This window comes from Psychroserpens jangbogonensis (assembly GCF_000797465.1).
Classification (GTDB): domain Bacteria; phylum Bacteroidota; class Bacteroidia; order Flavobacteriales; family Flavobacteriaceae; genus Psychroserpens; species Psychroserpens jangbogonensis.
In genome coordinates, this window is record NZ_JSWG01000004.1 from 115,034 (window position 1) to 130,308 (window position 15,275).

A 15,275-nucleotide genomic window follows, 5' to 3' on the forward strand; every position below is an offset into this window, starting at 1 on the left:
AAATAGCTAATTTCCATTATCGAGTAAGGTGTCTTTTTTACCGTATAATAGATCTGCAGTATCAATTAAGTTTTTTATAATATCATTGACATTATCGGTATCATTAACTAGGGAAGACGCCATGTCAACTGTAATTAAATCTTCTCTAATGAGTTTGTCTAAATTAGAATTACTAACATCTTTATGGTCACGAGCTTGTTGCTTTAAACGTTTTAGAGTGTTGTGATAGGATTCATTGTCTTTTTCGGTTCTAAACAGATGTATAACACGTAATACCTTGACCACTCGTTTACGTAGTTTATCATATTCTTTTTGAATGTATTTATTTTCAGAATTTAAATAAAGTGTAATATTTCTACTTAATTCATTCACGTCTTTAATAATCTCAACCATGTTTCGATTGGCAATTTTAATCTCACTAATCTGATGGTTTTGATTCTCGGTTAAATCTAGTTCGCTTTGCGCTTTAGTAGCATAGTTTATAATTTGTCCGTAAATATATTTTACTCTTGTGATATATTGTTTTCGTATGTCTAATTCGAATAGAATATTAGATTTCTTTATTACTTTTTTGAGTTTTAAATCTGATTTGATATCAGACCTATGGGTATTAAGTGCATGCGAAACGATTTCGAAAACTGTTGTTTTAAATAAAAATTTCGATTCTTTTTGTAACGCTGAAATGGCCGTTTCCGGATATTTTAAAATTGCTTTTTTCAAGAATTTTGGATCATCAATTTTTGTTTCTGAATCTAGTTTTTCAGGTATTATTTTTTCTACTAGCCTTGCTATTGGATTCACAAACCAGATTAATAAAAAAGTGTTTATAATGTTAAACGCTGTATGAAATAAAGAAATAGCGACTGGTATCGCGGCTGCTGTAATATAGGGAGATCCTGAACCTAAAGTTTCAGCCATCCAACTAACAAATCTTAAAAAAGGGTAAAACAAAATGAGTACCCAAAGAACACCTATTATGTTAAATACTAAATGTGCTCTGGCTGTTCGCTTGGCTTTATAACTAGCAACAAGAGCTGCTAGATTGGCTGTTATAGTTGTTCCAATATTTTCTCCTAATACCATCGCAGCTGCCAATTCAAAAGGGATCCAACCTTCAGCGGTCATGATTAAGGTTAAAGCCATAGTTGCACTTGATGATTGAATAACTACAGTTAAAAATGTGCCTATGAGTAAAAAAAGTAATACCGAAATAAAACCAAGATCAGTATACTGACTTAAAAAAGCTAGAATTTCGGGATTGTTTTTAATGTCAGGCATAGCTTCTTTTAGAAACTGAAGCCCAATAAATAACAAGGCAAAACCAATAATAAAACTCCCCCAATTATCAAGGTTTTTACGCTTTGAAAACGTGAATAAAAACCCGAATCCAACCAATGGTAACGCGATGGTACTCATACTCACTTTAAAGCCTAAAATTGTAATTAACCAAGCTGTTATTGTGGTTCCAATATTTGCTCCCATAATAACACTTATAGATTCTGTAAGTGTTAGTAATCCAGCATTTGAAAAGCTAACCACCATTAACGTTGTAGCAGAGGAAGATTGAATGACTGATGTTATAAAGAAGCCCGTAATTATGCCAAATACTCTATTAGAAGTCATTGTGGCGAGAAACGACCGAAGCTTATTTCCTGCAAGTTTTAATAAAGCATCACTCATGACTTTCATTCCAAAAAGGAATAAGCCTAGAGCTCCAATAAGTTGCAAAATATCGTAAAATCCGTAATTCATGTAATGCTTAAAAGGAGATTAAGATAGTGTAATTTTAATGCATATTCAAATTGTTTTCACAATCTATTAAACCAAAAAAAGCACCTCAAACGAGGTGCTTTTTATTGTTATTTAAGTTAAAATTTAAGAACCACACATCAGGCAATCATCTCCTTCAGCTTCTTTAGCTTGAGCAACTAATGCTTTCATTTCATCTGCACTCATTGGTTCTACTTCAACCTTAATAGGTTCTGCTTCAATTTTTTCTGCTGTTTGCTTAGCGAATTTTGCTGCAGTTTCAGCCGCTATCTGTTGCTTTTGTACTACGTTATCTACTGCGACTTCTTGTACTTCTGCTACAGGTTCAGCTTTTACTTCTCTTGTAATAGTCACTTTCTTAGCATCAACAGCACTCTTTGTACGTAAATAGTACATTCCTGTTTTTAAGCCACTTTTCCATGCGTAAAAGTGCATAGATGTTAACTTGGCCATAGTTGCTCCTTCTAGGAACAAGTTAAGAGATTGTGATTGGTCAATAAAGTAACCACGTTGACGAGACATATCAATAATATCTTTCATTGATAGTTCCCAAACTGTTTTGTATAAATCTTTAATATCTTGAGGAATGCAATCTACATCTTGTACAGATCCATTAGCTCTCATGATTTCGTTCTTCAAATCTTCATTCCAAAGACCTAAATCGACTAAGTCTTCTAATAAATGTTTGTTTACAACAATAAATTCACCAGATAACACACGACGTGTATAAATGTTAGAAGTATATGGTTCAAAACATTCATTGTTTCCTAAAATCTGTGATGTAGATGCTGTTGGCATTGGCGCAACTAATAATGAGTTACGAACACCATTCTTTGCAACATCTTTTCTTAATTTATCCCAATCCCAACGTCCACTAAGAGTGTCTTCTTGTACGTTCCATAAGTTATGTTGAAATTGACCTTTGCTTATTGGAGATCCCTCATAAGACTCATAAGGTCCATCAGCTTTTGCTTCTTCCATACTTGCGGTTACAGCAGCAAAGTATAAGGTTTCAAAAATTTCTTGATTTAAAGTCTTAGCTTCATCACTAGTAAAAGGCATACGTAATTTGATAAACGTATCTGCTAAACCTTGAACTCCTAAACCAATTGGTCTATGTTTTAGATTAGAATATTCAGCTTCAATTACAGGATAATAATTTCTATCAATTACTCTGTTTAAGTTCTTAGTAACGCGTTTTGTTATTCTGAATAATTCTTTATGATCAAACTCACCATTCTTTATAAACATTGGTAAAGCAATAGATGCTAAATTACAAACAGCAACTTCATCTGGAGACGTATACTCCATGATTTCTGTACATAAGTTAGACGAACGTATTGTTCCTAAATTTTTCTGGTTAGACTTACGATTTGCTGCATCTTTATACAACATGTAAGGTGTTCCAGTTTCAATTTGAGATTCTAATATTTTCTCCCAAAGCTCTCTTGCTTTTATAGCTTTACGACCTTTCCCTGCTGATTCATATTTTGTGTACAGTGCTTCAAATTCTTCACTGTGTACATCACATAATCCAGGACATTCGTTTGGACACATTAAGGTCCACTCTGCATCTTCCTGTACACGCTTCATGAATAAATCTGGCATCCACATAGCATAAAATAAATCACGTGCTCGTAATTCTTCAGCTCCATGATTCTTTTTTAAATCTAAGAAACTCATAATGTCTGCATGCCAAGGTTCGATGTACATAGCAAAGCTTCCTTTACGTTTTCCTCCACCTTGATCTACATAACGCGCAGTGTCATTATATACTTTAAGCATTGGTACTATACCATTACTTGTTCCGTTTGTTCCTGCAATATAACTACCTGTCGCACGTACATTGTGAATAGATAAGCCTATTCCACCTGCAGATTGTGAAATTTTAGCCGTTTGCTTTAAAGTATCGTAAATACCATCAATACTATCATCTTTCATTGTTAATAGGAAACAAGAAGACATTTGTGGTTTTGGAGTTCCTGAGTTAAATAAAGTTGGTGTCGCGTGTGTAAAGTATTTTTTAGACATCAACTCATAGGTCTCAATTGCAGCATCTAAATCGTTAAGATGAATACCAATAGATACTCTCATTAACATGTGTTGTGGTCTTTCTGCGATTTGCCCATTCAATTTTAAAAGGTAAGAACGTTCAAGAGTTTTAAATCCGAAATAATCATAACTGAAATCACGGTTATAGATAATTGCAGAATCTAACATGTCCTTATTATCTGTAATTACTTTATAAACCTCATCGCTTAATAATGGTGCTTTTTTACCTGTTCTCGGATTTACATATGTATATAAATCTGACATCACCTCGCTAAAGGTCTTTTTTGTGTTTTTATGTAAGTTAGAAACCGAAATACGAGCTGCCAAACGTGCATAATCTGGATGAGCAGTAGTCATTGTAGCTGCCTGCTCTGCTGCCAAATTATCTAATTCACTTGTTGTTACACCATCATATAAGCCATCAATAACTCGCATTGCAACTTTAATGGGATCAACAAGTTCATTAAGTCCATAACACAACTTACGTACTCTAGCCGTAATCTTGTCGAACATTATTGGTTCTTTTCTTCCGTCTCTTTTTAATACAAACATACTTTACACATTTTTTAGGTTTTTCTGAAGCGACCATTCAGAAAAAGGGATTAGTTAGTTACTATTAATCAGAAGGAGACTGATTAGTAGTTGAATTAATTATTAGGTTTTTATACTGAAATTAAAATTGGCTGTAAATCTTTAGGTTAAAGTCAATAGGACTAAAGGAACACGAAGCCAATTAAAATAATTCTGTCTTTGATTTTGTTTAGGTTCTAAAAATCGAAACTATCTGAACCGAAATCGTATTTATTTTCTTCTTCTTCTTTGTTAAGAACACCAGCTTTTTGGTATTCAGACACACGTTTTTCGAAGAAATTTGTTTTTCCTTGTAATGAAATCATGTCCATGAAATCAAAAGGATTTGCTGTATTGTAAACTTTCTCACAATCAAGATCTTGTAGTAAGCCATCAGTTACAAATTCTAAATATTGTGACATTAATTTTGAATTCATACCAATTAAACTTGCAGGTAGAGATTCTGTAATAAATTCTCTCTCAATGTTTAGAGCATCAACCAAAATTTCTTTAATACGTTCTTTAGGCACTTTATTTATTAAATGATGTTGGTGTAAGTGAATAGCAAAATCACAGTGCACACCTTCATCACGAGAAATCAACTCATTAGAAAACGTTAAACCTGGCATCAAACCACGTTTTTTCAACCAAAATATTGAACAAAATGAACCAGAAAAGAAGATTCCTTCAACAGCTGCAAAAGCTATTAAACGTTCTGCAAAACTTGGAGATTCTATCCATTTCAATGCCCAATCTGCTTTTTTCTTAATTGCAGGAAAAGTTTCAATAGCATTAAAAAGCATTGCTTTTTCTTTTTCGTCTTTTACATACGTGTCAATTAACAATGAGTAAGTTTCACTATGAATGTTTTCCATCATAATTTGGAAACCATAGAAAAATTTCGCCTCACTATATTGTACTTCATTTACGAAATTTTCAGCTAGATTTTCGTTTACGATACCATCACTTGCAGCAAAAAATGCTAATACATGTTTGATAAAGTAACGTTCATCATCCGTTAATTTTTGTGACCAATCTGTTATGTCTTGGTGTAAATCAATTTCTTCTGCAGTCCACATGCTCGCTTCAGATTTTTTATACCATTCCCATAAATCATGATGTTGAATAGGAAAAATCACGAATCGATCTTTATTTTCTTGTAAAATTGGTTCTACAATTTGAGACATATTAATTGGTTTTTTTTTATTAAAAATTTACTGAAAAATCTCGTGTGATTTGGGACTAACAAAGATTCAAAAATGTATGAGATATTTCACTGTTTTTTTCGAAAGCTTTTCAACAAGTTTTTAACAATGTGGAATTCTCAAAAAAATTAAAGATTTGTTAAAAATAATTTTAAAATATTGATTATCAATAATTTACAAATAAAATATTGATTTGTGTTTTGTAGGCTAATTCTTATTAAATAGGCAGTTGTAACCGATGTTTGCTACGTTGAATAGTTTGTGAAATCATACTGAAAATTAAACAAAAAAAGAGAGCTTCAACGGCTCTCTTTAATCCCTAATAATTAAATAAACTAACTAAAACTATTAACTTAATAATAGTAATATATGAAGACCTTAAAGTTAAAAAGTCAGGTTTAACCCTGACTTTTTAATGATTAATAGCATTTAATCAAATAGTGAATCCCCACGATCACTTTTTCTTTATACTTATTAAAATTGGTTGGTCATTAAATTGTTTAATCAAAGATGAAAATTTTTAATTGATCCCTAAATTGAATTTGTGTGGTTGGTAATAAATAGTGTATAGTTGGTATCGTCAGTTTTTAGTAAACCTTTAAAAGGTCATTTTTTACACAATACACACAAAAGAATGCTAACCATACATATTGAAGATTTTTTGATTCATAATATTATATATTTGGTATTATGATAAAAGCAGTAATAGTAGATGATGAACCAAAAGCTATCCAAAGTTTGTCTTGGGAGCTGTCTAATTTCAGTAATGAAATTGATGTTATTCAAACTTTCTCAAATCCTGAGGAGGCTATATCTTATTTAAATTCTAATTCTCCAGATTGCTTGTTTTTAGATATACAAATGCCAACAATGGATGGTTTTCAATTTCTTAAAAAATTATCCAATAAAGATTTTGCTGTGGTTATTACTACTGCTTATGATGAGTATGCTATAAAGGCTTTAAAGCATGAGGCTATTGATTATTTGTTGAAGCCTATTGATTCTGACGATCTAGAAGCAACGATTCAAAAAATTAAAAAGCACAATTTTCGAGCTTTAAATGTTTCAAAAATAGAAGAAGTACTTACTAACTTTAATGGTAAGTTTGATAAAAAACGGATTACAATAAATACAGATGGCAAACTTATTTTCCTGAACATTGATGATATTCTTTATGTAGAATCAGATGGAAACTACAGTACTATTTTTTTAGAAGGATCTCAAAAAATAGTGATTACAAAAAAATTAAAAGAAGTTAATGCTATTTTACCTGAACATTGTTTTTTTAGGATACATAATTCATACATAATCAACCTTAATAAAATAAAAGAATTTATTAAAAGTGAAGGTTATGTTGTGATGCAATCCAATCAAAAAATACCTGTTGCCAGACAACGAAAATCTGATTTTTTAGAGAAATTATAAGATGAATCATCTTCAAAACATAATCAAAGCTGATGTTGTCAAAATTAAACTAGTATTTGTTTTGATATTTTGCTTTGCTGTATGCTTAGGTCTTAAGGCACAGGATGATATGGAGTCTGACTTTGCTTTGCAATTAGAATCTATTACTACGTCTAGACCAAGAGATTTTAGTGTGTTGGATTCGGTGTTTTCAGAATTTAAAAGTGATACTTTAAAAATAAACGCTTTATTACGAAAATCTAGAGAATTCAACTATCCAGAAGGCGAAAGTTTTGCACTGAATACTATAGGTGTGTTTTTTAGAAATAATTCTCTTTATGAAGAAGCTATTGCTATGCATAAAAAAGCAAATGCACTTGCAATGGAGGCTGATAATTTAGAGTTAAGAGTAATGAATCTTAATAATATAGGTGTGGTTTACCGAAGAATGGATCTTGTAAAACCTGCACTAGATTTTCATACTAAAGCTTTAGATATCGCAAGGTCTATAGATAAACCTTCAAAAGATATTAAATATAACATTGCCGTTTCTCAAAACAGTATTGGTAATATTTATTTAGTACTTGAACAGTATGAACTGGCTATGCGTCAGTTTCAAAAATCACTTATTATAGAAAAAGAAGCTGGCAATAGGTTAGGCTTAGCTATTAACTATCAAAATATTGGTTTTGCTTACGAAGCTCAAGGAGAATTGGAGAATGCATTGCGGAATTATAAGCGCTCTTTAGACTACAATAACCAAATTAACTCAGAGCTTGGACGTGTTATTTGTTACAATAGTATTGGAAAAGTCTATATAAAACAAGAGCAATTTAATGACGCTATGGTTATTATTGAAAAAGCGCTTGAAAAGGCCTTATACTTTGGTGATCAGTTTTATATTACTTCCTCTTATATTAATTTAGGATGGGCTCAAAAGCACTTAGGATTGAATGATTTATCTGAAACAAATCTAATAACCGGATTGGATCTCGCTAAGAAATTTGGTCTGAAATCTTCGATTGTTGAAGCTCAGAAATATTTGTCAGAATTATACGAAATTACAAATAAACCCAACTTAGCCCTAAATGCGTACAGAGATGCTGTTGAGTTAGAAAAAACAATTGCTAACGATCGAAATTTGAGATATGTTAATGATGTCATTATTCAATACGAAAATGAAGCAAAGAATAAGCAAATTAAAGACCTTGCAGATGAGAACGAATTGGTAAAGTCTAGCTTAGAGCGCAATAAAAAATTATTTTGGTATTCTATGTTAGCCTTAGCTATAATTGGCGCGATCATGGTTGCTCTTTACAGAACAAGACAATTACAACAAGAAAAACAAATACTAACATTAGAGCAAGATATGTTAAGGAGTCAAATGAATCCGCATTTCATTTTTAACTCGCTAAACTCTATTAAGCTGTATATTATTAATAATGAAAAAGAAAATGCTGTTTACTATTTAAATAAGTTTTCAAAATTCATTAGGAAAATTTTAGTGGCTTCAACCGAAAAAGAGATTTCTTTAGATGACGAACTCGATACCATGAAGCTTTATATGAATATTGAAAACATTAGGTTTTCTAACGAAATTAATTTTGAAGTTAATATAAAAAACAGCATTAATACGGCGCGAATCAAAGTGCCATCAATGATTTTACAACCGTTTATAGAAAACGCACTTTGGCATGGATTATCATCTAAAAAGGAAGACGATAAAAAAATCACGTTGAATGTCTATCAAACAAATGAAGATTTTGTTACCATTTCTATAGAAGACAATGGCATAGGAAGAATACAATCAACAAAAATTAACGATGGTAAATTATTAAAACGAAAATCTATTGGTATCTCTTTAACTAAGGCAAGGCTGGCAAATTTTTCAAAGGGCTATACAAGCGATTATAATATACAAATCGAAGATCTGTATGATAATAACCGAAAAGCTACAGGTACAAAAGTTGTTGTTGATATACCTATTATACAACTGTCTTAAAACTCACTGATACATCATCTGTAATAAAAAACGTGATTTTATGTTCATCGCTTTCACTCACAAAACCTTCGTACTCATAATTTAGAAGGTTTTGGAGTCTATCTTTTTTAATATTTATGAGTTAAATGTTTATAATTGATTAATTTCAATGCAACGACTACAACTTGACTATTCTAACATTCTGAAATGTATTATTTGCATGGTCTTTTATATTCAGAATATAAACACCAGAAGCGTATGTCGTTAGATCCAACCTGTTGTTGACCTCTAATTTTTCTAGCTGAAAGATCTCTTTACCAGAAATATTATACACTGTAATAGAATAGTCACCAAACTGTTTGAAATTTATATTGATATTATTTTTTGTCGGATTTGGAAATATATCAAAACTTTCAGAATTGAAATCTTCCACAGATAGCGCATCCACATTAAATAAAGCACGTTTGTATAAAGACCAAGTATTATCTTGATCTTGTGCTCGCAAATACAAATAATGATCTCCATTTGTCATATCGTTAGGAACTTGTATGAGCAAGTCGTCATCAATACTAAATCCTTGTGTGATACCAATTGATGTCGCACTGCCAACTCCTGGATCTGTATCAAAAAAATACTCGGCTGCAATTATATGTGTTGCAGTTGGATTGGAGTTTTGTGAGTGTGTGTAAAAATAAGCGCGCTTGTATAAGCTCCATGTATCATCTGCATCTTTCACACGTATATGTAAAACATGTAAACCATCGGCTAGACCTGTTGTAGCGATTGTGAATGTTTCGCTTATTGTCATGCCTTGCGTTACAACATCTGGATTAGCACTTCCAACTCCTGGATCTGTATCTATAAAATATTCCGCAGCAATAATATTTTGAGGTGTACTGTTTGTGGTTGGTGTTTGTATGTAGAAATAAGCACGTTTATATAAACTCCAAACATCACTCGTTCCTTTTACTCTAATGTGTAAGGTGTGCAAACCTTCAGCCAAACCTGTTGTTGGAATGCTGCTAAAGTTTTCGTCAATAGTATTTCCTGTTGTTACAGGAATCGAAGTCCCATTATCAACTCCTGGATCTGTGTCAAAAAAATATTCGGCATCTGTAATTTGGCTAAATCCTGATATGGAAAAGCACATGAAGACTATGACTGTTAGTAGATTTTTCATCTTAAAAGTTTTATTGTTTTTGTTCTGCAGTGAAATTCACGTCTAAATTTTGCCCAGGAGCTACTACATTATTATTGATAGTAATACTGGTAGGAAATGGCATTAAATCTGGTCTGCCTTGAGGGTCGAATAAAAAATTATTTCCGAAGATGCCAATACTTGTGCCATCTGTACCGTAATTAGTTCCTGGAGAACCAGCCAATAAATGATAGTCATTATCATAAAAGTCATCTTCTGTCATTGTTGGAGCAATTACAAACATTGGGTTTGTATTATCTAAATTATTAGTTCCTGGAAGGTCAACAATAGTATTACCTACATAACTATATGTGAGGTTGTTTCTAAAATCTAAATTGGTGGAATTATTAATGCCAAACTCGGTCATATTACCATTAGTAACAAAAATATTGTTAGAAATTATTGTGCTTGTACAGTTTGAAAAGAAAAAATCGGTTGAATTACTAGTGCTAAAAAATATGTTATTCCTTACCAAATTAGTTACGTTTAAACCACTTACACCACCAAACATAAAATTATTTTTAATTAACCAAACATCTGCACTTGTAAGTATAGCTGTACCTGTGGTTGTAAAATAATTACCTTCTACTAGCCAGGAATCTGCTAAACCGTTGGGAGGACTTACAGATATAGCACTATTAATCCTGTTATTAATGATTTTAATTCCGTCTAAATTATTTACGGTTCCACTTAGAATAATTGCATTTATGGTTAAGCCTCTAATTTCGCTATTGGCTGCTGTTCCAAAGAAAGCAATATTACCAACAACAGTAGTTAATCCCTGATCATTAGTTATTGGATCGTGCCCTAAAGCAACTATATTTAACCTTTTGCCTATTGATATACTACCATACGATGTTGCAGATGGATGTATTTGTATAATATCTCCTGCTGTTGCAGCATCAACAGCGTCTTGTATAACTGTGAACATGGCTCCAGATTGTGAGCGATTGTCAACAGTGTATACTGTTTGTGCGCTAGCAATAAAAGTAATAAGGCATAATGTTAAAGTAATTTTAAAAATTCTCATATTGGTTGTTTTTAATTGTTTATTAATACTATTTGGTGTTCTACCTTTAAAAAGGTAAATATGATTTTCAAGTTTTTTATTCTTCAATTAGTGATTCAATGTTTAAAGCTGCTAAGTGTTCCCACAATTCGTCTGGTTCCATTTTCCAAGCATTTGCCTCGATACCAAATCTTTGATTTACTAAATATTGAAGCGTGGTTTTTTGATAATTACTTGAAGCTTGATACTTTATCAGCGTTCGTTGACCATCAAAAGTTTGCGTACGTTCGTAACCAGATTCATTCTCTGTATCTATTTCCATATTTTGAAACATAGAAAACATTGCTACTAGAGCTGACCCTTTTCCGGCACCATCAGAAATGGTGACATTTATCTTTTTATCATTATCTCCTTTAAATGATAATTTAAAAACACTAATGCCTATTTGACTTCCAATATTATATTCTGTTCGCTTTAAATCACCTAATTTTTCAGGCATCCATGCTTTTATTTGTTCTTTACTTACTGGAGTTATTTCAGATAATTTCTCAATATTTTTTTGAAGATCTTCTGCGCCATCTATAATGTTATCAAGATTGTTTAAACCTTGTTTTGCTTCTTTTACTTGGTTTGTCGCTTCTTTAATTTTAGACAACGCACTATTTTCTTCTTTGCAGGCTACTAGTAATAGGAATAACATGGTTATTGTGAGTAGTTTTTTCATTTTTTAAGTAATTTTTCCACCTTTAATTTTTTAATATAATCCCATAACTCCTCCGAAGTCACATTCTCTCCGCTTGCATATAGAACAATTCTGTCTTTAAATAGTGCCATTATTTGAGATGTTTTATTCTCTTTGTCTTCTTTGCTTATATGATTTGCTTCTCCTTTATCAGTGGCATCAGTTTCTGTTGTATCACTAGTTGGTTTGTCATCTCTTTCATATTGTTTATCCATTGCAAAAGAGAAATTCGCCATCTCTAAATCATCTGGATTTTTTGCTCCGTCTAGGATTGCTATTTCCATTTTTTGATTACCACTTTCAAAAACTACAAACGCATTATTACTTTTACTATCACTGTCATCTAATGCTTTATCTAATTCGTAACTCGTTCTTTTTAAATCACCTACTTTTTTGGGAAGCCATTTTTTAAATTGTGCTTTTGAGATGGGTACTAATTCGTGAAGTTTTTTGGCGGCTAATATGTCTTCATCTTTCATTATTTGTCTTACAAACCATTTCACCTTTTTAGAATTTGGAGAGCTTTGGTTAAATTGTATTTTTTTTGGTCGGGTTGAGCTATAATCATCTGTATTGTACTCTTGAACTGCTACAAGTTGTTCTTCAATGAAGTTCCACCCTTTTTTTAATTGAATATCTGCGCTAATTGCAAGCTCAATCGTATCATTATCTCTAATAGGTGTTTTAATACATTTATCTTTAAAGGCAATGGCTCTATCTATATAAAACCAATAAAATTTAGTGCCTAAAACGAGGTTTTTACCATCATAATTATTATTACGATAATAATCATTGTTATTAAACATTTCTTCATCAGTTGCGGGAAATAGAATAGCTACGTTTTCTCCATATTTCTTTATATACATTGGATCAAATTTCTCTGAGTACACATCATTAAAGGGTGTTTTTGCAAAAAGATCCCTGTCCTTACAATCACTATTCATTAAAAACAAGCTGAAGAAGTTATAGTGTTGTAATGGAATACTATCATATAGTGCTTTGATGTCAAATTCAGGTAAATTGAATTTTATTTCACCGTCTTTGTTAATAGTTCCTAAAATAATTTCTTCGCCATTTTGCTGTTTTTGAACGAGTTGTAATACTTCATGTGTGTAATCCAGTTCTCCGTTAAGATGGTTTTCAACTTTAGATAAAGTTGCAGTTTGCGATTGTTGTGCTTTACACCATTGAAATAGAATAATTGCGACTACTAGTATTAGTTTAGTTTTCATATTTATAATTTTACAGCTTTAAACGCTCCTTCTGAAATCTCTTTTGTTGAATTATCTAGTTGGTTAATCCCTGTAAACGAAAACGTCCCTTTTATATAATTAGCATTGTTTTCGGTTATTGTTATTGTACCCGAACCTACATCTTGACTTGCTCCAAATACGACAAAAGGAGAATTTGTTTGATACGTTAGTGCGACTATTTCTGCTACTCCTGTCGTAAATGTTCCTACAGAAATAGGACTTTCTAATGTTAAACCAATTGAAGTGTTTTCGCCTACTCCTGAGATTACATAAAAGTCTGTCTCATCAGCTAGAGTACTAACAGTAACAATGTCTATTGAAAAATTTACACCATCAACTTTTGCTGTTAAATAGTAATTGCTCTGTTCTGAGTTTGTAGAATCATCATTGCTAGAGCAACTGCTTAGAACTAATGTTAATAAGATGAATGCTATTTTAGCAAACATGGTTTTTAGTGTTTTCATAATTGTTGTTTATTGTTGTTTTTTGGCTTTAATTTTATAGGTTGTATTAAAGTGTTCTGGTATAGGGTCAAGGTCACTATTAGATTTTCTGGATTCTACAAAATCAGCATGGAGCTCAATATAATAGGTGCCAGGATTTAAAATAGATGTCGATGTAATTTTTGACAGTCTTCCTCTATTTAGACTTGTTTCTGCACCCAACCAATCAAAATCATATCCTGCCAGTGTACCAGCTGTATTAATGAGGCGCATACTTATTCTCATATCATTTGGCATGTCTAATACTTCGACTTCAATAGCACTAGGCTCATCTAATTCCACTTTATACCAATCATAAGTTTTATCATCACCAGAAGCAATAAAGTAGTCTGTAAAACCAGCAATGGCGTAGGCCTCTATTGTTTCATCAAATAGGATTTTTTTAGCCTGCCCTTGGGTATCATTTTGTTCAAAACAGTCTATACGACCAAAAAATTCCCATTCAAGAGTGTAATCTACAGGGTAATCTGCAGCATTAAAAAAGGGATATACTTCCACTGAATAAGAAGCTCCAGGGTGTACTGAAAAAGAAGCGACTCTGTTAGATACATTATTTGTCTGTGCCGCTGAACCACCGATAATAGTTCCACCTGCATCAAAATCATTATCTACAAATAACGCAGGTATTAAACCTGTAGCGCTTTGTGATAATGTAACAGTAACGTATCCACCACCAGGATCACTAGGAATGGTTATGAAATTGGCGTAAACATCTCTTTCGTTTGCCATTTCCCAAGTTGCATTAATTGAACCAGATGCTGGAGTCGGCTCATATAACTCGCAATCATTAACTTCTAGAATAGGAGGAGGAGTTTCAGTATCGTCATCACTGCTACAAGAAAATAGTGCTAGTCCAATTAGTAGTAGCCCAATGTAAAATGTGTTCTTTTTGTGTTTAAAATTTTGAAAAGAAAAGTTCATCGTTAATAGTTTTAAATTATTAATATCACTCTTTTGTGTAGGAATTTTCAAAAAGTAAACACCAATTAGTAAAAAAAAATTCTTTACTTAGATGTTTACATTAAAAGCAATTGAATACTAAATGGTAGAAAGCGAAATATTAGTAGCACTTAAAAACGATGATAAATCGGTTTTAAAATCGGTTTATTTAGAACATAAGCCTGCTTTTATAGGTTTTGCCAAAACGTATAATATAGATAGTGAAGATGCTCTAGACCTATATCAGGATGCCATTATTGCACTACGAGAAAATGCATTAAATGGTCATTTGGATAATTTGAAAAGTGAATTAAAAACGTATCTCTTTAGTATTGGTAAGTATATGTTTTATAAGCATTTAAAAGAAAAGAAAAAGTTGCATTTAGTTCATTCTATTGAAGAAACAAATGATTTTGATGAGCCAAAAGTAGCAGATATTGATTATAATTTTAGCACGAGACAAAGGCAATTGCAAATAGCATTTAAGAGTTTAGGCGCACAATGTAGAACCTTACTAAACCTTTTTTATATGAGAGGTTTTAACTTAGATGAAATTGTAGAAGAATTGAACTATAATAACAAAGATGTGGCAAAAAGCCAGAAATCAAGATGTTTGAAATCTTTAAAAAAAATAATTAACGATTAAGAA

General features: G+C 31.9%; 12 protein-coding genes. 3 read left to right on the forward strand and 9 right to left on the reverse strand.

The window, feature by feature from the left end:
* Positions 1-6 precede the first annotated feature (6 nt).
* From RH81_RS02800 to RH81_RS02810, 3 genes are all read right to left on the reverse strand, one after another.
* Positions 7-1,752 carry a Na/Pi cotransporter family protein gene (locus RH81_RS02800; protein ID WP_033957382.1) on the reverse strand — a complete coding sequence of 582 codons (1,746 nt, stop codon included), beginning with the start codon at positions 1,750-1,752 and terminating at the stop codon, positions 7-9.
* 123 nt (positions 1,753-1,875) lie between these two features.
* Positions 1,876-4,374: a ribonucleoside-diphosphate reductase subunit alpha gene (locus tag RH81_RS02805; RefSeq protein WP_033957386.1), complete on the reverse strand. Its 2,499-nt coding sequence runs from the start codon at positions 4,372-4,374 to the stop codon at positions 1,876-1,878.
* 215 nt (positions 4,375-4,589) lie between these two features.
* Positions 4,590-5,579 carry a ribonucleotide-diphosphate reductase subunit beta gene (locus RH81_RS02810; RefSeq protein ID WP_033957389.1) on the reverse strand — a complete coding sequence of 330 codons (990 nt, stop codon included), beginning with the start codon at positions 5,577-5,579 and terminating at the stop codon, positions 4,590-4,592.
* Between the two features lie 708 nt (positions 5,580-6,287).
* Between RH81_RS02810 and RH81_RS02815 the strand changes: the two genes are divergently transcribed.
* Positions 6,288-7,022: a LytR/AlgR family response regulator transcription factor gene (locus RH81_RS02815; RefSeq protein ID WP_033957398.1), complete on the forward strand. Its 735-nt coding sequence runs from the start codon at positions 6,288-6,290 to the stop codon at positions 7,020-7,022.
* 1 nt (position 7,023) lies between these two features.
* Entirely contained in the window at positions 7,024-9,003 is a 1,980-nt protein-coding gene (locus tag RH81_RS02820) for a tetratricopeptide repeat-containing sensor histidine kinase (RefSeq protein WP_033957401.1), read from the forward strand.
* 157 nt (positions 9,004-9,160) lie between these two features.
* Here RH81_RS02820 and RH81_RS02825 read toward each other — a convergent pair whose 3' ends face one another.
* The 6 genes from RH81_RS02825 to RH81_RS02850 all read right to left on the reverse strand — a co-directional run bounded on the left by RH81_RS02825 (position 9,161) and on the right by RH81_RS02850 (position 14,608).
* Positions 9,161-10,162 (reverse strand): T9SS type A sorting domain-containing protein, encoded by a 1,002-nt coding sequence (locus RH81_RS02825; protein ID WP_081988181.1) that lies wholly within the window; start codon positions 10,160-10,162, stop codon positions 9,161-9,163.
* Positions 10,163-10,172: 10 nt separating this feature from the next.
* The gene (locus tag RH81_RS02830; protein ID WP_152604770.1) at positions 10,173-11,210 is read right to left on the reverse strand and encodes a right-handed parallel beta-helix repeat-containing protein; all 1,038 of its coding nucleotides are present in this window, start codon (positions 11,208-11,210) and stop codon (positions 10,173-10,175) included.
* Positions 11,211-11,286: 76 nt separating this feature from the next.
* The gene (locus RH81_RS02835) at positions 11,287-11,913 is read right to left on the reverse strand and encodes a hypothetical protein (protein WP_033957407.1); all 627 of its coding nucleotides are present in this window, start codon (positions 11,911-11,913) and stop codon (positions 11,287-11,289) included.
* Positions 11,910-13,163, reverse strand: a complete 1,254-nt coding sequence (locus RH81_RS02840; protein ID WP_033957409.1) for a hypothetical protein — start codon at positions 13,161-13,163, stop codon at positions 11,910-11,912. Before RH81_RS02840 ends, RH81_RS02835 begins: the two co-directional genes overlap by 4 nt.
* A 2-nt stretch (positions 13,164-13,165) precedes the next feature.
* The gene (locus tag RH81_RS02845; RefSeq protein ID WP_033957412.1) at positions 13,166-13,648 is read right to left on the reverse strand and encodes a DUF6252 domain-containing protein; all 483 of its coding nucleotides are present in this window, start codon (positions 13,646-13,648) and stop codon (positions 13,166-13,168) included.
* 9 nt (positions 13,649-13,657) lie between these two features.
* Positions 13,658-14,608: a hypothetical protein gene (locus RH81_RS02850; RefSeq protein ID WP_152604771.1), complete on the reverse strand. Its 951-nt coding sequence runs from the start codon at positions 14,606-14,608 to the stop codon at positions 13,658-13,660.
* A gap of 121 nt (positions 14,609-14,729) precedes the next feature.
* On the opposite strand from RH81_RS02850, the gene RH81_RS02855 reads away from it, so the two are divergent.
* Positions 14,730-15,272, forward strand: coding sequence for an RNA polymerase sigma factor (locus tag RH81_RS02855; protein ID WP_033957419.1), 543 nt, complete (start codon positions 14,730-14,732; stop codon positions 15,270-15,272).
* Positions 15,273-15,275: the final 3 nt, after the last annotated feature.

What these genes read in the sequence shown, in the direction of transcription:
- RH81_RS02830 (WP_152604770.1), bottom strand. Translation starts at nt 11,210, where the DNA reads ATGAGAATTTTTAAAATTACTTTAACATTATGCCTTATTACTTTTATT.
- RH81_RS02840 (WP_033957409.1), bottom strand. Translation starts at nt 13,163, where the DNA reads ATGAAAACTAAACTAATACTAGTAGTCGCAATTATTCTATTTCAATGG.
- RH81_RS02845 (WP_033957412.1), bottom strand. Translation starts at nt 13,648, where the DNA reads ATGAAAACACTAAAAACCATGTTTGCTAAAATAGCATTCATCTTATTA.
- RH81_RS02835 (WP_033957407.1), bottom strand. Translation starts at nt 11,913, where the DNA reads ATGAAAAAACTACTCACAATAACCATGTTATTCCTATTACTAGTAGCC.
- RH81_RS02805 (WP_033957386.1), bottom strand. Translation starts at nt 4,374, where the DNA reads ATGTTTGTATTAAAAAGAGACGGAAGAAAAGAACCAATAATGTTCGAC.
- RH81_RS02815 (WP_033957398.1), top strand. Translation starts at nt 6,288, where the DNA reads ATGATAAAAGCAGTAATAGTAGATGATGAACCAAAAGCTATCCAAAGT.
- RH81_RS02820 (WP_033957401.1), top strand. Translation starts at nt 7,024, where the DNA reads ATGAATCATCTTCAAAACATAATCAAAGCTGATGTTGTCAAAATTAAA.
- RH81_RS02850 (WP_152604771.1), bottom strand. Translation starts at nt 14,608, where the DNA reads ATGAACTTTTCTTTTCAAAATTTTAAACACAAAAAGAACACATTTTAC.
- RH81_RS02825 (WP_081988181.1), bottom strand. Translation starts at nt 10,162, where the DNA reads ATGAAAAATCTACTAACAGTCATAGTCTTCATGTGCTTTTCCATATCA.
- RH81_RS02810 (WP_033957389.1), bottom strand. Translation starts at nt 5,579, where the DNA reads ATGTCTCAAATTGTAGAACCAATTTTACAAGAAAATAAAGATCGATTC.
- RH81_RS02800 (WP_033957382.1), bottom strand. Translation starts at nt 1,752, where the DNA reads ATGAATTACGGATTTTACGATATTTTGCAACTTATTGGAGCTCTAGGC.
- RH81_RS02855 (WP_033957419.1), top strand. Translation starts at nt 14,730, where the DNA reads ATGGTAGAAAGCGAAATATTAGTAGCACTTAAAAACGATGATAAATCG.